Origin of the sequence: Cytobacillus oceanisediminis 2691, from assembly GCF_000294775.2 — a bacterium.
GTDB classification, from domain to species: Bacteria; Bacillota; Bacilli; order Bacillales; family Cytobacillaceae; genus Cytobacillus; species Cytobacillus pseudoceanisediminis.
This window is the reverse complement of record NZ_CP015506.1, coordinates 2,678,141-2,697,550: the sequence shown is the minus strand read 5'-3', so window position 1 is coordinate 2,697,550 and position 19,410 is coordinate 2,678,141. Positions and strand designations below refer to the sequence as shown.

19 protein-coding genes are annotated in these 19,410 nt (G+C 43.0%); 17 read left to right on the top strand and 2 right to left on the bottom strand.

Annotation, left to right across the window (positions count from 1 at the left end):
• Positions 1 to 49: 49 nt before the first annotated feature.
• The 16 genes from A361_RS13700 to A361_RS13625 all read left to right on the top strand — a co-directional run bounded on the left by A361_RS13700 (position 50) and on the right by A361_RS13625 (position 16,250).
• A complete protein-coding gene (locus tag A361_RS13700) occupies positions 50 to 883 on the top strand; it encodes an ABC transporter ATP-binding protein (RefSeq protein ID WP_019383101.1) in 834 nt (277 codons plus the stop codon).
• 96 nt (positions 884 to 979) lie between these two features.
• Positions 980 to 1,966: a Gfo/Idh/MocA family protein gene (locus A361_RS13695; RefSeq protein WP_019383100.1), complete on the top strand. Its 987-nt coding sequence runs from the start codon at positions 980 to 982 to the stop codon at positions 1,964 to 1,966.
• Between the two features lie 261 nt (positions 1,967 to 2,227).
• A complete protein-coding gene (locus A361_RS13690) occupies positions 2,228 to 3,292 on the top strand; it encodes a M14 family zinc carboxypeptidase (RefSeq protein WP_009334407.1) in 1,065 nt (354 codons plus the stop codon).
• A gap of 107 nt (positions 3,293 to 3,399) precedes the next feature.
• Positions 3,400 to 4,562, top strand: a protein-coding gene (locus A361_RS13680) for an IS3 family transposase (protein ID WP_099049166.1) whose coding sequence is annotated in 2 segments (ribosomal slippage) — positions 3,400 to 3,658 and positions 3,658 to 4,562 — 1,164 coding nt in all. Because the reading frame shifts where the segments join, the coding sequence is not laid out codon by codon here.
• A gap of 688 nt (positions 4,563 to 5,250) precedes the next feature.
• Positions 5,251 to 5,373, top strand: a complete 123-nt coding sequence (locus tag A361_RS29135) for a YezD family protein (RefSeq protein ID WP_372675480.1) — start codon at positions 5,251 to 5,253, stop codon at positions 5,371 to 5,373.
• Between the two features lie 104 nt (positions 5,374 to 5,477).
• Positions 5,478 to 6,194, top strand: coding sequence for a phosphoadenylyl-sulfate reductase (locus tag A361_RS13675; protein WP_019382734.1), 717 nt, complete (start codon positions 5,478 to 5,480; stop codon positions 6,192 to 6,194).
• Positions 6,195 to 6,209: 15 nt separating this feature from the next.
• Positions 6,210 to 7,274, top strand: coding sequence for an inorganic phosphate transporter (locus A361_RS13670; protein ID WP_019382735.1), 1,065 nt, complete (start codon positions 6,210 to 6,212; stop codon positions 7,272 to 7,274).
• A 26-nt stretch (positions 7,275 to 7,300) separates the two neighbouring features.
• Positions 7,301 to 8,446, top strand: a complete 1,146-nt coding sequence (sat, locus tag A361_RS13665) for a sulfate adenylyltransferase (RefSeq protein WP_019382736.1) — start codon at positions 7,301 to 7,303, stop codon at positions 8,444 to 8,446.
• Between the two features lie 12 nt (positions 8,447 to 8,458).
• On the top strand, positions 8,459 to 9,058 hold the full coding sequence (cysC, locus tag A361_RS13660) for an adenylyl-sulfate kinase (RefSeq protein WP_009334411.1): 600 nt from the start codon (positions 8,459 to 8,461) through the stop codon (positions 9,056 to 9,058).
• A gap of 162 nt (positions 9,059 to 9,220) precedes the next feature.
• On the top strand, positions 9,221 to 9,997 hold the full coding sequence (gene cobA / locus A361_RS13655) for a uroporphyrinogen-III C-methyltransferase (RefSeq protein ID WP_019382737.1): 777 nt from the start codon (positions 9,221 to 9,223) through the stop codon (positions 9,995 to 9,997).
• 29 nt (positions 9,998 to 10,026) lie between these two features.
• A complete protein-coding gene (locus A361_RS13650; RefSeq protein WP_257781400.1) occupies positions 10,027 to 10,800 on the top strand; it encodes a sirohydrochlorin chelatase in 774 nt (257 codons plus the stop codon).
• Complete coding sequence (locus A361_RS13645; RefSeq protein ID WP_019382739.1) at positions 10,781 to 11,389, top strand: precorrin-2 dehydrogenase/sirohydrochlorin ferrochelatase family protein; 609 nt, start codon at positions 10,781 to 10,783, stop codon at positions 11,387 to 11,389. Before A361_RS13650 ends, A361_RS13645 begins: the two co-directional genes overlap by 20 nt.
• Positions 11,390 to 11,494: 105 nt before the next feature.
• Positions 11,495 to 12,595 (top strand): CdaR family transcriptional regulator, encoded by a 1,101-nt coding sequence (locus tag A361_RS13640; RefSeq protein WP_019382740.1) that lies wholly within the window; start codon positions 11,495 to 11,497, stop codon positions 12,593 to 12,595.
• Between the two features lie 106 nt (positions 12,596 to 12,701).
• Positions 12,702 to 13,985 carry a GntP family permease gene (locus A361_RS13635; protein ID WP_180321090.1) on the top strand — a complete coding sequence of 428 codons (1,284 nt, stop codon included), beginning with the start codon at positions 12,702 to 12,704 and terminating at the stop codon, positions 13,983 to 13,985.
• A gap of 21 nt (positions 13,986 to 14,006) precedes the next feature.
• Positions 14,007 to 15,146: a glycerate kinase gene (locus A361_RS13630; protein WP_019382741.1), complete on the top strand. Its 1,140-nt coding sequence runs from the start codon at positions 14,007 to 14,009 to the stop codon at positions 15,144 to 15,146.
• Positions 15,147 to 15,272: 126 nt separating this feature from the next.
• Positions 15,273 to 16,250, top strand: a complete 978-nt coding sequence (locus tag A361_RS13625) for a quinone oxidoreductase family protein (RefSeq protein WP_019382742.1) — start codon at positions 15,273 to 15,275, stop codon at positions 16,248 to 16,250.
• Between the two features lie 55 nt (positions 16,251 to 16,305).
• On the opposite strand, the gene A361_RS13620 is transcribed toward A361_RS13625, so the two are convergent.
• Together A361_RS13620 and A361_RS30500 are read right to left on the bottom strand one after the other, a co-directional pair.
• Entirely contained in the window at positions 16,306 to 17,328 is a 1,023-nt protein-coding gene (locus tag A361_RS13620; protein WP_019382743.1) for a DUF1646 family protein, read from the bottom strand.
• A gap of 319 nt (positions 17,329 to 17,647) precedes the next feature.
• Positions 17,648 to 17,812, bottom strand: coding sequence for a hypothetical protein (locus A361_RS30500; RefSeq protein ID WP_009334420.1), 165 nt, complete (start codon positions 17,810 to 17,812; stop codon positions 17,648 to 17,650).
• 245 nt (positions 17,813 to 18,057) lie between these two features.
• Here A361_RS30500 and A361_RS13615 point away from each other — a divergent pair, with 245 nt between their 5' ends.
• Complete coding sequence (locus tag A361_RS13615) at positions 18,058 to 19,218, top strand: MFS transporter (protein ID WP_019383165.1); 1,161 nt, start codon at positions 18,058 to 18,060, stop codon at positions 19,216 to 19,218.
• Positions 19,219 to 19,410: the final 192 nt, after the last annotated feature.

The window sequence follows — 19,410 nt, the reverse complement described above, 5'->3', positions numbered from 1 at the left end:
TTTAGTTTTAAGGTTTTTGGGCCGTTATAAAAGGATAAGGAGGATATGAATGAGTTATGTGAAGAGCAGCAATATTATTTCACTGGATGAGATAAGCTGGAAAAGAAACGGAAAGCAGATACTGAACAAAGTTTCATGGCATGTCAGAAAAGGAGAACATTGGGCCTTATTAGGCTTGAATGGATCAGGGAAAACAACGATTCTGAAGATGATTACCGGCTATCTGTGGCCAAATGGCGGGCAAGTTTCAGTATTAGGAAATCTTTATGGCAAGACAAATATACCGGAGCTTAGAAAATCCATCGGCTGGGTTAGCACATCCCTGGACGATAAATTTCAATTCCGTCCATCAGAAACTGCCCTGGAAATTGTCTTGAGCGGGAGATTTGCCTCTATAGGCCTTTATCAAGAAATAACACTGCAGGACCTGGAAAAAGCAAAGGACTTAATGCATCAGTTCAATATTAGCCATGTCCAGGATCAAAACCTCACATCCCTCTCACAGGGTGAAAAACGAAAAGCCATGATTGCAAGAGCCTTAATGGCTTCACCAAGGCTGCTTATTCTCGATGAACCATGCAATGGGCTTGATATCTATTCGCAGGAAGAATTGCTTCGCTCGATTGAGAAAATGGCTGCTCATCAAGATGGTCCCACAATAATTTATGTTACCCATCATATCGAGGAAATTGTTCCTTCGATAACCCATGCCATGCTGCTGAAGAAAGGAAACGTCATTTCACAAGGCAAAAAAAGAGACACGCTGACAGATTCGCTCCTTGAAGAAACATTCCGTGTACCAATAACAGTAGATTGGGAAAATGGGCGTCCTTGGGTACGGGTAAAAGCCGCATCCCAGTTTACCGAGGCTGGACACCGATGAAAACTATTTGCCTGGAAGAATGGCAAACGGTTGATTTTTAGCAAATTGTCCTTCATTATATGAAGATATCTTATACAAAAAAATGGAGGAATAGAATTGGTTCGTTTCGGTATAGTAGGCACTAATTGGATTACAGAAAGATTTTTAAAAGCGGCACTGCAGGTTGAAGATTTTCAGCTGACAGCTGTTTATTCACGAACAGAAGAGAAAGCAAAAGAATTTGCAGCCAAGTACGGTGTGGAGAGGACTTTTACTGATTTAAAGACGATGGCCGCAAGCGGCGAAATCGACGCGGTCTATATTGCGAGCCCGAATTCCCTGCATGCTGAGCAGTCCATCCTATTTATGAAAAATAATGTTCATGTCTTATGCGAAAAGCCGGTTGCTTCAAATACAAAGGAACTTAAATATATGATAGCTGCTGCCAGGGAAAACAATGTTCTTCTCATGGAAGCCCTAAAGTCTGCCTTTATGCCTAATTTTTTGGCTGTAAAAGAAAATCTTCATAAAATCGGACAGGTGCGCAGGTATTTTGCAAGCTATTGCCAATACTCTTCACGTTATGATGCATACAGGCAGGGAACTGTGCTGAATGCATTCAATCCGGATTTTTCTAATGGTTCACTAATGGACATCGGGATTTACTGTGTGTATCCGCTTGTAGCTTTATTCGGTAAACCTGTGGAGATTAAAGCAGCAGGCTATGTGCTGGAATCTGGAGTCGACGGGGAAGGAAGCATGGTCCTTAAATACCCTGACATGGATGCGGTCATCATGTACAGTAAAATAACCGATTCCAGTCTGCCTGCAGAAATTCAAGGGGAAGAGGGAAATATCGTTATAGATAGAATAAGTTCACCTGAAAAGGTTGAATTGCATTATCGGAATGGAGAGAGGGAGGACCTCACTCAGGACCAATTAAGTGATTCTATGTATTACGAAACTAAGGAATTCATCCGTTTGGTTCAGGCTGGAAAGACTGAATCTGATATCAACTCCTACGCTAACTCGATGATAACAATGGAGATTATTGAAGAAGCTCGGAGGCAAATTGGTGTAGTCTACCCGGCAGACCTGAATTAGAACGAAGGATCGGACATTTTATGTTCGGTCCTTTTTAGTTCTTTTTACACCTGAAAAAAAGGGATTTTTTGTAATCTAGTCTCTCAAATGGTAATTTTGGATTAATTTTACACGATAATTTGTTAGTAAACTCCTCATTTTATACTTATTTCGGAATGCGAAATTTGTCAAAAGAATAGGCATCATACTCTATTATCACTCTTAAATTAGTTCACTAGAATTAATAGTGAAAGATAACTATTAATTTGGGGGTATGTATTTATGACTTTGAAGAAAAAAGTTCTTTCTGTATCACTATCCGGTTTAATGGCTTTAGGTGCAGTTACAGCAGTGGGGATGCCTGCAGGTGCCGTTGGAAATGGTCCAGGCGCAGGCAATGGATCCATTCAGACTTCCATTCTGCATACATATGATAGTTTAACAGAATATTTGAAGACGCAGGATGCCAAGCAGGAGGCCATGCAGCTTGAAGTAATCGGCCAGACAGTAAAGGGCCGTGATATTTACATGGCAAAATACATATCCAATCCTGAAAATCCGACCATTCTTTTTCTGACTCAGCAGCACGGGAATGAGCAGCTGACAACTGAAGGAGCGTTGGAGTTTATTAAGCACCTTGGCACCGGCAAGTCAGGCGGAGTCCTTAAAGATGTCAATATTCTTGTGATACCTATGCTGAACGCGGATGGAGCAATGGGAGATGTGAACTTCTCACTTGACGATTATCTTGCCGATGGCGATCGCCATTTAACCCGCTATAATGCAAATCGTGTGGACTTGAACCGGGAACATGATAAAGAGACAAGCGAAATGGAGCCTGAGGCACGTGTACTCCATGAAAACGTGTTCCAAAAATACAAAATTGATTACATGATCGATCTTCATCATCAGGGTACCTTAAGTGAAACAGAAGGAAAGCTGGTATCGGGATCCATTCTTTATCCAACTAACAGCAACGTAAAACCTGAGGTTCTTGAAAAATCCAAAAAGCTGGGTTCAGTAGTGTTTAATGCACTTCACCATACAGGCTGGGGCCATATTGGAAAATATGTCGGCGGAACAGGTGAAAACATTGGCCGAAACGGGGCTGCTGTCCGTTACGACATTTCTACCCTGCTTTTTGAAATGCGCGGAATGTCCGACCACAACTATGAGCCTTATGCCCTTGGACAAAAGAGCAACGGTTATCTCATCAAGCAAACAATCACGACACTCGATGCGGCAGTAAAAGCCATAGCAGATGGTTCAATCAATTCTGCTGACACAAGCTTCTGGGATACTTTGCCTGAACAGACAACAAGACAAAGTGAAGAAGCTGATGAGTAAAAGTGATTCACCTCCGGCCATTGCTGTTATTATCCCCTTCAGGTAGACAGTAAAAAAAGAGAACATGATATGATGTTCTTACTAGTCTACTTGGAGGGGTTTTTTCTATGGCCAAAAAAGGACAAACCTTTAAAACCTATACAGAGGGGTTTAAGCGAGAAGTTGTTCGTTTGAAGTTGGAGGAGAAATGGTCTTATAAACAGCTTCGAGAACATTTTGGTATTAAAAGTGATGCCCAAATTGCAAATTGGGTTAAAAAAGTACGAAACGGAGAATCATTTGATGACCAGCGTGGGCATTGGAATAAGAAAAACTTTAATAATTTGGAAGAAGAGAATGCCTATCTGAAAGCGCAGGTGGAATACTTAAAAAAGCGCAATCCAAATCTACATGGGAAGGAATGGTCCTAAAAGCAGATCGATTTCAAATTATTGATAATTTAAGGGAAAAGTATCCCCTTGCGTGGCTACTGAAAATTGGGGAAGTTTCAAAAGCAGGATATTACAAGTGGCGCAATACAAATCCTATACGAAGAATCCGTCTTGAGGAGAATATTTTAGTAAAAGAGCATATCTTAGCCATCCACAAAATGCATCCTTACTACGGATATAAACGAATGACAAGGGCTCTTTCCCGGGAGGGAATTGTAGCTAATCATAAACGGGTCAGAAGATTAATGAGGGAATTAGGTATTCGTTCTGTCATTCGCAAGAAACGTCCATTCTATGGACGAAAAGGATCCGTTTTATTTCCCAATGTCTTAAATCGGGAGTTCTTTGCTGAAAAACCGTATGAAAAACTCGTCACAGATATTACTTACATCCGAGTTGGGGATGAGTTTGTCTATCTGTCAGCTGTTTTAGACTTATATAACAATGAAATTGTTTCATGGCAGTTATCTGAAAGGAACGATCTTAAGTTAGTCATAGATACTATAAAACAGCTAGAAGGCAAGCAGTTCGCAAAAAATGCTTTAATCCACTCAGATCAGGGGTTTCAATATACAACCAAAGCATACGAAAAACAAGTGAAGGAGGACCTCCAAGTTATAGGCAGCCATTCAAGAAGAGGAAACTGTCATGATAATGCTTGTATAGAGTGTTTCTTTTCTCATTTAAAGACGGAGAAAGTTTATTTAGTACGTCCCAAAACAATGGAAGAAGCTTACGTAGCAATTCAGGATTATATACATTTTTACAATCAAGACCGTTTTCAAAGTAAATTAAACGACCTTTCCCCGATAGAATATCGAGAAAAGGCCGCAGCTTAGTATACTCTTTTTTCAATGTCTACTTGACAGGGTTATGTGCATGCCGGGGGTGTTTTTTATGCAAAAACCAGCCTAAGGGAAGCCTTAATGAGCTGAATGGCGTATCTCTGGTTAAAGCAATAGCAACCAGCGTCAACCCTCAGGATATACAAAACATTTTGGACAAAGTCCAAAAGAAACTGGGTCAATCTTCAAGTTATAGCCGCTTCTCCAGTAAAAGTTATAAAATGATGCACCATCCCCATAATAGATATCACATCTCAAACAAGAACCAAAATAACTAGCGTCAATCGCTAAGTTCGATGCAGCTTCTCCAGCAAAAGTTCAAAGAAACTGCATCAATCCCCATAATAGATACTACATCTCAAACAAGAACCAAAAGATCCTGCATAATAGCCATTTCAAAACGAATATCTCAAATAACCAAGGGTGATTCAGCGTGGATAGTTCCATAAAGACCTGGTACTTTACCAAAAAATCAAGTAAGTTTAACAGTTTTCAGTGAAGAAAAGCCCATTTATCAGATTTTTATAATTTTATTTAAATAAGTTGTTGACAATTCCTATGGGTATGGTAGGATTAATCTCAACATCACCAAAAATAAACTAATAAACTTATAATTTCCTAGACTAAATAAAGGAGGCGAGCCTCACTGAAACAGGCTGACTGGGAAGAGTTATCTGCTCACTTGAAGCAGATGCTAGGGAGCATTAAATTCGGATCGATCACATTGGTCGTCCAGGATGGCAAAGTCATACAACTTGAGAAGAACGAAAAGGTTCGTCTTCAACCAAATAAGCGCGCTGACTAGACAAACTAGAGGCTGTTTTTCCTCCTGAAGGATTTTTTCAGGCGGGAAGACTGCCTTTTTTGGTTGAGAAAAAATTTTCAAGAAAGTGAAAGGAGTACTGCAAGATGAGCACTGCAGTGACATATGAAAATTGGAATCAGATCTCTGATGCATTCCGAATTGATGATAAATCAAAAGGCGCCCGAGATGTATTGGAATGGGCCTATAAAAATTATCCTGACGACAAGATTGTCTATGCATCGAGTTTCGGGGCAGAAGCCATTGTGCTGATTGACTTAATACACGAAATCAAACCTGATGCACATATTGTCTTTTTGGATACAGGGCTCCACTTCCTTGAAACCTATGAAGTCATTGATAAAATCGAGGCCCGTTTCCCAACGCTTTGGATTGAGCGGAAAGAGCCCAAGCTGACACTGGACCAGCAGGCTGCAGAATATGGTTCAGCCCTTTGGAAAAGGGAGCCCAATTCATGCTGCCAGATCCGCAAAGTGATTCCATTAAGAGAAGCATTAACACCAAAGCAGGCCTGGATTTCTGGCCTTCGGAGGGAGCAGTCGCCGACAAGAGCGAATACTCAATTCCTTAACAGGGATGAAAAGTTCAAGAATATCAAAATCTGCCCGCTGATTCACTGGACATGGGATGAAGTTTGGGGCTATATCAGGGAAAAAAACCTGCCATACAACACCCTGCATGACAATGGATATCCAAGCATCGGTTGTTTTCCCTGTACACAGGCAGTCGATGAAAATGGCGATTCCCGTGCCGGACGATGGTCCGGGACTGGCAAAACGGAATGTGGCCTTCACACGAGCTAGAGGGAGGATGATACCATGCTTACGATTATAGCGGTCACAGTCGGTTTATTTTTCGCCATGAATATCGGGGCAAGCGGAGCAGCAGCATCCATGGGGATCGCGTATGGTTCAGGTGTCCTAAAAAACCGCATTTTAGCTCTTGTTCTTTGCGGATTGGCCGTTTTCTTCGGAGCATGGCTTGGCGGAGGAGAAGTGGTAAAAACAATGGGAAGCGGTATTGTCCCTAAAGAGACCTTCACAGTTGCCATCGCGCTGATTGTGATTGCATCTGCCGCATTATCGCTGTTTCTTGCAAATGTTTTCGGCATCCCGCTGTCTACCAGTGAGGTGACAGTCGGTTCTGTTGTTGGTGCTGGAATCGTCTACCAATCCGTATTTGCCGGAAAGCTTGCCTGGATCGTCATGTTCTGGCTGATTACTCCATTTGCTGCTTTTTTAATTGCCATAGCGGCAGCCGCATTTTTAAAGAGAAACTTTGTACAGAACCTGATTAAAAAGCCTAAGGCTGCTCCGATTTTAGCCATGCTCGTCATTTTTATGGGCGTGTTTGAAGCATTCTCGGCAGGCATGAATAATGTTGCCAATGCAGTCGGCCCGCTTGTTGGTGCAGGCATTATGAGCACTGGCAGCGGAATCTTCTGGGGAGGGCTGTTTGTTGCTTTAGGAGCCATTTTACTGGGGAAAAATGTCCTCGAAACAAATGGCAAAAAAATTACAAAAATCCGTCTTGAAGAAGGCTGCGTCATTTCAGGAACAGGAGCAGGAATTGTTACGATCGCTTCCGTTTTTGGAATCCCTGTCCCTTTAACGCAAATCACCACTTCCTCCATCATCGGAATTGGATTTGTAAAGCAGGGAAGATCAGTCTTCAAGAAGGACATCGTCATTCAGCTATTAGTTGTATGGGTTGTTTCACCGGTATTATCGATGGTCCTATCCTATACGCTCATCCAGCTGCTCATTGAACAAAATGTATATACGGTGATTGCTATGGCCGGTGTTCTAATCTCCGTATTCGGAGTGAAATTCTTAATGAATCAGGCACCAGCTGCTGCAAGTCCGATTACTGAAAAAAAGTAAATCCGAAAAAGAAAGGTTGATGAAGAATGGCTCTGCCGAAACCTCATGGAGGAAAATTAATTCAAAACTATAATCCAAATTATGACCTGACAGGAATTGAAAAAGAAATTTTAATAGACGCCATAGCACTGAGTGATCTGGAACTTATAGGTGTTGGCTTATTCAGTCCTCTGACAGGTTTCCTTGGAAAAGCAGACTATGAATCTGTTGTTGAAAAAATGAGATTAGCAGACGGAACCATTTGGTCCATTCCGGTTACACTGCCGGTTTCAGCGGAAAAAGCCAAAGAGCTCACAGCCGGTGAAAAGTTTAAGCTGGTAAACGAAGGTGAAGTGTACGGAGTCATCACTGTATCAGAATGGTATGAGCCTGACTTAACCAAGGAAGCGAGCGAAGTCTACAAGACGGAAGAGCTGGCACACCCAGGAGTGAAAAGGCTTTTTGAACGCGGTCCGGTTTATGCTGCAGGCGAGGTAACGCTGATTAAAAAACCTGGTAAAGGCGTAGCGGAGGATGTATGGTTTGAGCCTAAAGAAACAAGGGCACTATTTGAAGAAAAAGGCTGGAAAACAGTGGTTGGCTTCCAGACAAGGAACCCTGTACACCGGGCACACGAATACATCCAAAAAGCTGCTTTGGAAACGGTGGATGGACTGTTTTTGAACCCGCTTGTAGGGGAAACAAAATCAGATGATATCCCTGCTGATGTCCGTCTTAAGAGCTACCGGGTCCTATTGGAAAATTACTATCCAAAAGAGCGCACCCAGCTGGCTGTCTATCCCGCAGCAATGAGATATGCGGGGCCGCGTGAAGCAATCTTCCATGCCATTGCAAGGAAAAACTTCGGCTGCACACACTTCATCGTCGGCAGAGACCATGCCGGTGTCGGCAATTATTATGGCACATATGAAGCGCAGCATATTTTCAGCCATTTTACAGAAGAGGAGCTTGGCATCAAACCGCTGTTCTTTGAGCACAGCTTTTACTGCAATAAGTGCGAAGGCATGGCATCTGATAAAACCTGCCCTCACAGCAAAGAAGACCGTGTCATTCTATCCGGCACAAAGGTAAGGGAAATGCTCCGGAACGGGGAGCTGCCGCCTTCCACTTTCAGCCGCAAAGAGGTAGTCGAAGTATTAATTGAAGGCATGAGAGAAAAAGAAACGGTATAAGGGGCGGATATAATGACAAAGGCAACAAACATCACCTGGCATGACTCTGCGATTACGAAGGAAGACAGGCGGGCTCAGAACGGCCATGGAAGTGTGGTCCTGTGGTTTACCGGGCTATCAGGCTCAGGCAAATCAACAATTGCAAATGCTGTATCCCACGAACTGTTTCGCCAGGGAATCAATGAATATGTACTGGATGGCGACAATGTCAGACACGGCTTAAATAAAGATCTTGGCTTTTCAGAAGCCGACAGAAATGAAAATATCAGGCGTATTGGGGAAGTCGCGAAGCTGTTTGTGGACAGCGGCAAGATCGTCACAACTGCCTTTATCTCTCCATTCCGTTCGGACAGAGAAACGGTTAGGGCGCTGTTTGAAGAAGGAGAATTTATTGAAGTCTTCATCGACTGTCCGCTCGAAGAATGTGAACGGCGGGACCCAAAGAAATTATATGCCAAAGCACGGCGCGGGGAAATAAAGAATTTTACAGGAATCGATTCCCCGTATGAAGCACCTGAAAACCCTGAAATCACGGTCCGATCTGACCAGTACACAGTAGAAGAAGCAGTCGGGCAGATATTAACACATTTGCGTGAGAAGAATATCCTATAAAAACCGGGAGTCTCTTTTTAATAGGAGACTCCTTTTCTGAAAAAATAATTCCTACTATTTCACCCCGAAAAATGGTATTATAGAAAACAACTAGATTATTAGCTTAGGAAAAGCATTAAAAGGCATATATTATAAGATATTACAGAAAGGGCGGTCATGAGAATGACGGGAAAAGTTTTTTTAGTAGGTGCCGGCCCGGGAGATCCGGAACTTATGACTGTTAAGGGAATGCGCTGCCTGCAGGAGGCAGATGTCATTCTATATGATCGTCTAGTGAACCGGGAGCTGTTAAATCATGCAAAAAAAGAAGCGCAGCTCGTTTATTGCGGCAAGCTTCCCAATCATCACGTCATGAAGCAGGAAACCATCAATCACTTGCTTGTTAAATATGCAAAAAAAGGTTTGCTGGTTTGCCGGCTAAAAGGCGGTGATCCATTTGTTTTCGGCAGGGGCGGGGAAGAGGCAGAAGAGTGTGCCAATAATGATGTGCCATTTGAAATTGTACCTGGAGTGACTGCAGGAATCGCGGCATCTGCTTATGCGGGAATTCCTGTAACACACCGTACCTTAAGCAAAAGTTTCGCTTTTGTCACCGGACATCAGGCCGGAAACGAAGAAGCTGAACACCAGTGGGCCCACCTGGCACATGCAGTTGACACGATTTGTGTGTATATGGGTGTTTCCCACTTGCCTAATATTGTTAAAAATCTCATTCAAAACGGAAAATCCACTCAAACACCAATTGCACTCGTACACTGGGGAACTCTTTCAAATCAGCGGACAGTTACGGGCACGCTTGCCAATATCGAGAGCAAAATAAAAGAAGCAAAAATTTCGAATCCAAGCATGATTGTCATTGGGGAAGTTGTAAAAATGCATCATAAAATTAATTGGTTCGAAGAGGAAATTGCGCCTCATCTGCCTGTGGTGCATGGATAGGTTACGATTAAGCAGTATGAAGAAAGTCCATCAAGGAAAGGAGGCGCCAAATGAAAGCTGTCCTATACATCGGCCATGGCACACGTTCTAAAAAAGGCGCTGCCGAAGCATCTCTTTTTATCAGGAGTGTCATGAAAAAGGTAGACGCTCCTATACAAAAGCTTTGTTTCCTTGAATTAACAGAGCCAGACATTGAGGCTGGATTTGAATACTGTGTCCATGAGGGCGCGGAAGAAATTGTGATTGTGCCTCTATTTTTGCTGGCTGCGGGTCATATTAAGCAGGATATCCCTGAAGCGCTTGCCCCTTTAATAAAAAAGCATCCGGCCATAACTGTAAGGATGGCGGATCCGTTTGGAGTCCAGGACAGCATTCTTGACGCAATTGCAGAACTTGCGGCAGATGAAGCACAGCCAATCCGTTCTAATGATTCGCTTTTAATTGTAGGGAGAGGAAGCAGTGACCCTTCAATTCTTCAATCCTTTAACTCAATCAAAAGGGGAATCAGCCGGCGGCTTGGTATAAGGAATGTGCAAGTCTGCTATTTGGCAGCTGCTGCGCCGTCCTTCAAGGATGGACTTGATTCCATTTGCAATGAGGCCAGAGGGAGGATTATCGTCATTCCTTATCTATTATTCTCGGGGCTTTTATTAAGTGAGGTAGTAAGAGAGGTCAATAAGAAAATAAAAGCAGGATCCTCTGTGAACCTTACTGATACTTTAGGAAAACATGTGGCAATCCAGAATCTAGTCGCTGAAAAAGCGAATGGAGAGGTGAATGTGAATGCAGCCGTTATTCATTAATTTAACCAACAAGAAGATCGTTATTGCAGGCGGCGGCAGAATTGCCTTTCGAAAAGCGAAAACACTTGATGGAGAACGGGCCAATATCACTTTTGTTGCTCCTGATTTTACCGACGATATCATTTGTCTTGCCCATCAAAGAGGGTATGAGCTCATTCAGCGGGAGGCGCATCCTGAAGATTTTAAAGATGCTTTTTTATCGATTCTGGCCACAAATATTCGTGAAACCAACCAGCAGCTGGCGAGGTCGCTTGATTTATATCAGCTTGTCTGTGTTGTCGATGATGCAGGAGAAGGAAATGCAATCTTTCCGGCAGCTGTAAGACGCGGTCCTCTGCAAATCGCAGTCACCTCGAATGGCGCAAGCCCCAAGCTGACCCGGATGCTAAAAAAACAGCTGGATGAACAATTTGATGAAAGCTGGACGGGATATTCAGAATTTCTGGCAAAATGCCGTGAACATATTAAAAAACTTTCTATTCATTCAGCTGAGAAAAATGAGCTTCTCGCCGAATTGCTGGATGACCGCTATCGCCTGTCGGAGGATGAGCGGGAAAGTAAATGGGCATATCTGTCCTCATTAAAATAATCAACTCCTCAACCGTGTCCTGACACACGGTTTTTTTATTTTGTTTTATTGTGCAAATCTACTATGGTACATTGATAGTAACGAAGCAGGAAGGCGGCGGGGAATGTGCATTTTTTATCTTATGAACTCGCTCAGGGAATAGTGGAGCGGACTATGAAAATTCTGAAAAAAAATATAAATGTTATGAATGAAGAAGGGGTTATTATCGGTTCTGGTGAAAAGGAAAGGATCAATCAGGTTCATGATGGAGCTCTGCTGGTCCTAAAAAAAGGGGAAAGTGTGGAGATTGATGAAAGAAGTGCCGCAGAGCTTAAAGGGGCCAAGCCTGGAATCAATCTGCCTATCCGTTTTCATAATCAAATTATTGGTGTTATCGGTATAACGGGGGAACCTGAGCAAATCAGGAATTTCGCAGAGCTTGTTAAAATGGCAGCAGAACTGGTTTTGGAGCAATCGTTTCTTTTGGAGAGAGTACAATGGAAGCAGCGGCTCCAAAGTGAGATAGTGAACCTTCTTATTTCTGAAGAACCATTGAATGAAGCGTGGTTAGAAGAGAGGGCCGGCTTCCTGGGATATGACCTGAAAATCCCGAGAACCGTGATTGTGCTCAAGCTGCACGAAGACCTTGGAACCATGAATCAAAAGCTGATCAATGACATCCATTTTGAATTGGGAAAACAGGATTTAACAGGGGTTACGTTCAATAATGAAATTGTCATATTGAAAGCAGGGGAGCCCACAGAACAAATCGCTGCTTTAAAGAGGATCGCCGGCCTTTCAAAGAGGAAGGCGGCAGTTGCTATTGGAAACACATCGGAGAACATAAGCGGATTGAAGTCCTCCTATCGGCATGCGCAGCAGCTGACTGTGCTTGATCCAAAGATTCATCGTGACGCCGATTATTACAGTTATGAAACGTACTGGCTGGAAATTAAGCTATCCATGCTCGCCCAAAAGGAAGAACATACATTTTCTTTCTATGATCGGCTCCTTGCTCAGGATAAAAAAGGGGAACTGGCACATACGCTTGATGTTTTCATAAAAGAAGGAGGAGATCTTGGCAAAATAGCGGATCACCTATTTATCCACCGCAATACCCTGAGATACCGTCTGGATAAGATAACAGAACTTACGGGAAAGGACCCTCGCAATGTGAAGATGCTATTTGAACTTTATGTGGCAAAATTAGTAAACGACTTAAATTAATTGTGCAATTGCACAATTAATAGAGAGATCTATCCGTTTTTTTCATCATCATTCACGATGTAATAGAAAAGGCAAACGCTTACAATAGATTTATAAGCTAATCATCATGGGAGGGCTAAATGTGGATGTAACTGTAAGCGCTTTAGGAGCAATAACTGCCTTAGTCATTGCCATACTATTAATCTTTAAAAAAGTTCCGCCTGCTTATGGAATGGTTGCAGGTGCTTTAATAGGCGGTTTAGTCGGCGGAGCAGATATTGCAAGCACTGTTAATTTAATGATGGAAGGAGCAAAAGGCATCATACCGGCGGTGCTCAGAATCCTGGCTGCGGGTATATTGGCAGGAGTACTGATAGAATCTGGCGCAGCTTCATCGATTGCCGAAACAATAGTTAAAAAATTGGGAGAAACCCGAGCGCTGCTAGCCTTAGCAGTGGCAACAATGATCCTGACAACGGTCGGTGTATTTGTTGATGTGGCAGTCATTACCGTATCACCTATTGCCTTAGCTATCGCGAAACGGGCAAAACTTTCCAAAACAGCCATTTTGCTGGCGATGATTGGTGGAGGGAAAGCAGGGAACATCATGTCACCCAATCCAAATGCCATTGCAGCTTCAGACGCATTCGGTGTTCCGCTTACTTCGGTTATGGCTGCTGGAATCATCCCGGCCATATTCGGACTTGCTGTTACGTATTTCATTGCAAAGAAACTTGTAAATAAGGGTTCAGCTATCTCAGATGGGGAAGTGGAAGTGAACAGCAATACAAAGCTTCCATTATTTATCACTGCCATGATTGCGCCACTGGTTACGATTGTTTTGTTGGCGCTTCGCCCATTATTTGATATCAATATTGATCCGATGGTGGCACTTCCAGCCGGGGGAATTATCGGAGCCATTGCGATGAAGAAGACAAGAAAAATCAATGAGTATGCTATTTCAGGTTTAAACAAGATGTCAGGCGTTGCCATTATGCTTCTTGGAACAGGAACCCTGGCTGGAATCATAGCAAACTCAAGCTTAAAAGATGTGATCATTAATGGATTAACCTCTTCAGGTCTTCCAGCCTATCTGCTGGCGCCTGTCTCTGGTATTTTCATGTCAGCTGCTACAGCATCCACAACTGCAGGTACAGCAGTGGCAAGCGGTGTGTTTGGCAGTACCATTTTAGGATTGGGAGTATCAGCGCTTGCAGGCGCTGCCATGATCCATGCAGGTGCAACCGTACTGGATCATTTGCCGCACGGAAGCTTTTTCCACGCAACGGCAGGAAGTGTCAATATGGATATTAAAGAACGCCTGAAGCTGATGCCATATGAATCGCTTATCGGTTTAACTCTTGCAGTCATTTCTACACTTATATTTGGAGTCTTTAAGCTTTTTGGCTAATAGAAAGGGAGAGGATCAAATATGAAAATCGTGATTGCCCCGGATTCATTTAAGGAAAGTTTATCGGCACTTGAGGCTGCGAATGCCATTGAAAGAGGTTTTAAATTCATATTTCCCGAAGCTGATTATAAAAAAATGCCGATGGCTGACGGCGGAGAAGGAACAGTCCAATCGCTTGTTGATGCAACGGAAGGTTCGATCATAGAGCGAACTGTTACAGGACCTCTCGGGGAACCTGTTAAAGCATTCTTTGGATTAATGGGGGATGGAAAGACAGCAGTCATTGAAATGGCAGCTGCGTCAGGCTTGCATTTGGTTCCTTCAGAAAAACGGAACCCCTTAATTACTTCAACCAGGGGAACAGGAGAGTTAATCACAGCTGCATTGGACTTAGGAGTTCAGCACATTATTATTGGAATTGGCGGTAGTGCTACCAATGATGCAGGAGCTGGAATGATTCAAGCCTTAGGCGGTAAACTCCTTGACAAAACCGGCAGTGAAATCGGACAAGGCGGAGGGTCGCTTGTGCAGCTGGAAGCAATAGACATGTCAGGCCTGGATTCAAGGATCCGAGATGTCCATTTCAAAGTGGCCTGTGACGTTGATAACCCTTTAACCGGTCCAAGAGGTGCCTCGGCTATCTTTGGACCTCAAAAAGGAGCGACACCTGAGATGGTCGAGCTGCTGGATCAGAATTTAGGGCATTTCGCAGATGTGGTCGAAAACACCCTCGGCAAATCATTTCGCCATATTGAGGGAGCAGGCGCTGCCGGAGGAATAGGCGGAAGTTTGCTTGCCCTTTTAAATGCAGACTTAAAAAAAGGGATTGAAATCGTCCTTCATGCCGTAGACTTTGAAAATGAGGTAAAGGATGCGGATCTTGTCATTACTGGAGAAGGAAAAATTGACAGCCAAACCATATATGGAAAAACGCCAATCGGTGTGGCTAGAGCGGCAAAGAAACATGGGATACCGGTAATCGGTCTTGCAGGTTCTTTATCTGACGACAGCGATATTGTTCATGAACACGGAATCGATGCTCTATTCAGCATTGTTCCAGGTGTTGTAACCCTTCCTGAAGCTTTGGAAAAGGCAGCAGTATATATGGAAAGAACAGCGAGAAACATAGCTGCCAGTATGAAAATGAATGGGTCATTATAATGAGAGGCTGCGAAATGCAGCTTCTTTTTTATAGCCTTAATTCGAGTAGTCAGATTTAGCAAAAAGAGGCTTATTCTTCGCAAATATCGAATATGTTAAAGGATTACATAAATGGAGGCCAATCATATGAAAGCAATTGCAGTCACACAATACGGTAGTCCGGACGTACTAATTTACACAGAAATGGAAATTCCAAAAATAAAGCGGGATCAAGTATTGATTAAAGTGGAAAATGCAAGCGTCAATTTTGCGGATGTGAAAGCGAGAATTGGGCAGGGAGGAACTGGCCGATTTCCGTTTATTCCCGGCCTTGATGCAGCAGGGGTAGTAGTGGAAATAGGGAGTGAAATTACAAAATTCAAAATTGGAGATCGCGTCGCAGCGTTCCCTTCTGAAGGATCTTATGGTGAGTACGCTGCAGCTGAAGAAAACCTGACGTTTGCAGTGCCGGATGAAGTAGCGTTGGATAAGGCTGCAGCATCCCTGACTGTTTCTTTCTTATCTTATAAATTGCTTGCAGATATTGCAAGAATCCAAAATGGGGAAACCGTTCTGGTTCATTCAGCAGCAGGTGGGGTAGGCACTACTGCAATCCAAATGGCAAAGATATTAGGAGCAGATCTGGTTATCGGAACTGTTGGCAATGAAACGAAAGTGCCTGCTGCTGTGGAAGCAGGTTCTGATCATGTCATTGTATACGAAGAGATTGATTTTGCAGAAAGGGTAATTGAAATAACCGGTGGAAAAGGTGCGGATATTATCCTGGATTCCCTTGCCGGCAGCATAACGCAGAAAAGTTTCAGTTGTCTGGCTGAATATGGCCGACTTATCCAATTCGGCAATTCGAGCGGCAAACCAGGGATCATAAACACGAATGACCTGCATAAGAGCTGCCGTTCTGCCTTGGGCTACAGCCTCGGGACAACAAGAAAGAAGCGTCCGGAATCACTCAGGGAAACAGCACAAAAAGTCATGCAGTTTTTAAAAGAAGAGAGACTGCATATTAGAATTGGGAACAGGTTTCCTTTGGAAGAAGCAGCTGAAGCCCATAAACTGATCGAAAGCCGAATGAGTACCGGAAAAATATTGTTGGATATACAATAATAATATTATGCGAACAAGATTGAAAGGGAAATTGAAACGGGCCGCCAATCCCCTTTCAATTTCCCGTGACCAATATAAGCACAAAATAACCAATCATCGTGACCAACCCAAAAGGAACACCAAATACTGCCCACTCTTTACTCGTAATCTGCAGTTTACCCGCAGCAATAATATTGGGAATATTGCCTGGAATAAGCATTCCTCCGCTGATCAGCAGTCCAAGGAGGATGGATTGAACCGTAAAATGGTCCATTGATGGGCTAATTTCAGCAGCTGCAAGTGTTGCATTATCCAATACGGCAGAGATCATATTGATCCAATATAATAAAAGCGGATTTAAACCTATTAAAAAGTGATTGATTAACGGTTCAAACCCGGCCCCAAGCATTGTCAGGCCCATGACAAAGAAATATATTTTCAAAGCCCTGACAAAGATTTCTTCATAGTTTTCACTAGCAGGCTTTTTAGTAAAGGACGCTTTCCCTGAAACAGGAGGCTTAACAGCAAGTGCGGCCATAATTCCGAAAAATAGGAGGGCAATGGTAATTTGCGGTCCAACCAATTCCATCAAAAAGAAGAAGTCTTCTTTCATTTTACTGATTGCAATGGTGGAAAGCGGCTCGCCAATCGGCGTCAAGGCTGCACCCAGGCCAATCGAAAAACAGGCGAGTACGGTCAGCCTGATTTCAGAGCTTCTTTCCAGCCGAAGCGCACTGACGATTAATACAAGAACTAACGCAGCGATAATAGCTGTAATAACACTTGAAATTAACCCAAGAAAAATCACAGTCAAAGCTGCAAATAATCGAAAAGGCATAATCCGGCTTACGGATAGGATGCTTCTTTCCAAATTTGCCTGAAACCATTTAAACAGCAGACCTGCAATAAAGACAGCAAGCGTAATTTTTACTGGTTCCTGTGCTGCTTTTACAAAAAGTCCGCTATTTAGAACCCCGCTAGCCAGTGCAGCTGAAAGCCCCATCACAAACAAAAACATCTCCAGATTTTTTTCCACGAACTCAGAAAGAAATGGCATGACAAGAACAATAATGAAAATAACCACTAACAAATAAATCATAAATCCTGCTCCATTTGGTTATTTTCCAAGTTAAACACAAGGAATACTACATGCATATGCTGCGAATCGGACAAACTTGCCAAAAGAAAAGCGGAAGCGCCTTGCCCACGAATGAACGCAGTCTAAGAACGCCGCGTCCTGTGGCAACGTCTGCATGACCCCCATCCTCCCAAAAGCTGCCGCTTTTGGTCGTGCGATGATTATGCTGACGAAGCCTTCCTTGTCCTGGGGGCATCACCTCGAGGGGGGTAGGCTGCTTGCGCTAGACAGTTATCAAAGTGAAAATAAATCCCTGCAGGAGACCCGCAGGGATTTTCACTTAGTTATAGTCATTTAATACTGTTCCGGAAAGATCAAATTCAGGTTCGATGCTTTTTATGGTATTTGTGTCAGCAGGAGTTGTACCGGCAGGCTGTCTTTCGTCAACAGCAGATGATACTAGAGGGGATAAACTGCGCTCTTTCTTTGCTTGATTGTCCAACAAATGAATCAACTCCTTTACAGTATTTGTTATTTACATTCCTATTTAATTGTTATATTCAAACATGTAATTTATGGAAGTTGTTTTAGTAAGGTATTTATATTTTATCCCAATAAAGAAAATATATTTACAAAGCAGCATTTATTATTTTTAGATTATTCTATCCTTTGAGCTTAATCTATTTGGTATGTTAAGATGTTATTTTATTAAAATTTTTGAACAGCTTGTTACTAGAGAGGAAGTTCAGCTTGGATAAACGCATCTATTTATTAGCAATCATATCGTTTGTTGTTGGAATGGTGGAATTGATTATAGGCGGGCTGCTGGATCTTGTAGCATCAGATCTGGGTGTCAGTTTGGGGCAGGCAGGTCTGTTAATTACTGTATTCTCGCTCGCCTTTGCCATCGCTGCGCCCGTCCTGCTTACGATTACGGTTAAAATGGAACGCAGCCGTTTAATGATGATATCATTGGCTGTATTTTTGGCCGGTAATATTGTTGCCGTACTTAGCCCCCTTTACAGTGTATTATTAATTGGCCGGGTTTTAGCGGCAGCAAGCGGCTCACTGCTTATCGCATTATGTATGACAATGGCTTCCTACATCGTCACAGAAGAATATCGTGCACGTGCCATCGGCATCGTCTTTATGGGAATCAGTGCATCCCTTGTGCTGGGTGTGCCCATTGGCTTGATGCTTGGAAATGTTTTTGGCTGGCGCGCTCCGTTTGTTCTCATATCTGCACTGACAGTCATATCAATGGCAGGCGTTCATTTCTTTATGGGCAAAGTTGCTCCAAAGCCCGCTGTTCCAATAGGCATCCAGCTTAAAACCCTGAAAAGCCGCAAAATCGCTCTAACACAGATAACATCGTTCCTGTTAATGACTGGCCATTTAACTTTTTACGGTTACCTTACTCCATTCCTGAAGATGAAAATGGGGCTTGACGGCAATTGGGTCAGCATTGTTTACCTGATTTTCGGAATTGCGGCTGTCATCGGAGGAGGAATCGGCGGCCTCCTGGCAGACCGTTTTGGTGCAAAATCTGTCATTTTGACGCTTCTTGCCATGTTTGGGATTACCCTTTTCTCATTGCCGTTTGCCGCTTTTTCTCTGCCCGTTTTCCTGATTACGGTAGTCATTTGGAGTATGCTCAGCTGGGCGGTCACACCGGCCATACACAGCTATTTAATTGAAGTGACACCCGAAACTTCTGATATCCAGCAAACATTGAACAACTCCGCAGTTCATATGGGAATGGCATTCGGAAGCATGATCGGCGGAATCATGATCGAGACAACCTCAGTAGAATATAATGCGGCTGCAGGCAGTATTTTTATTATTATTGCTCTTGGCACTGCAGTTCTTTCCATGGCTAAAAAAGAGAGAAGGACTGCTGCAGCTGAATAGATATGAGTAAAATGCCAGCTTCTTGGAAGGCTGGCATTTCTATTCGCGGAAAACTGACGAACTATTTCAATTATTTGAAAAATAATCTTTCGAAATATATTGATATATTTTCCTTTCATCCACTATAATCAAATTGTCAGATGGTAAAAAGAAGATAGTTGAGGAGGAATTTGTAAATCATTTTTTTATAAT

Coding starts and splice junctions, on each gene's coding strand:
- A361_RS13620 (WP_019382743.1), bottom strand. CDS start 17,328: ATGATTTATTTGTTAGTGGTTATTTTCATTATTGTTCTTGTCATGCCA.
- sat (WP_019382736.1), top strand. CDS start 7,301: ATGGCTCTGCCGAAACCTCATGGAGGAAAATTAATTCAAAACTATAAT.
- A361_RS13645 (WP_019382739.1), top strand. CDS start 10,781: ATGCAGCCGTTATTCATTAATTTAACCAACAAGAAGATCGTTATTGCA.
- A361_RS13635 (WP_180321090.1), top strand. CDS start 12,702: ATGGGAGGGCTAAATGTGGATGTAACTGTAAGCGCTTTAGGAGCAATA.
- A361_RS13630 (WP_019382741.1), top strand. CDS start 14,007: ATGAAAATCGTGATTGCCCCGGATTCATTTAAGGAAAGTTTATCGGCA.
- A361_RS13700 (WP_019383101.1), top strand. CDS start 50: ATGAGTTATGTGAAGAGCAGCAATATTATTTCACTGGATGAGATAAGC.
- cobA (WP_019382737.1), top strand. CDS start 9,221: ATGACGGGAAAAGTTTTTTTAGTAGGTGCCGGCCCGGGAGATCCGGAA.
- A361_RS13675 (WP_019382734.1), top strand. CDS start 5,478: ATGAGCACTGCAGTGACATATGAAAATTGGAATCAGATCTCTGATGCA.
- cysC (WP_009334411.1), top strand. CDS start 8,459: ATGACAAAGGCAACAAACATCACCTGGCATGACTCTGCGATTACGAAG.
- A361_RS13670 (WP_019382735.1), top strand. CDS start 6,210: ATGCTTACGATTATAGCGGTCACAGTCGGTTTATTTTTCGCCATGAAT.
- A361_RS13690 (WP_009334407.1), top strand. CDS start 2,228: ATGACTTTGAAGAAAAAAGTTCTTTCTGTATCACTATCCGGTTTAATG.
- A361_RS13625 (WP_019382742.1), top strand. CDS start 15,273: ATGAAAGCAATTGCAGTCACACAATACGGTAGTCCGGACGTACTAATT.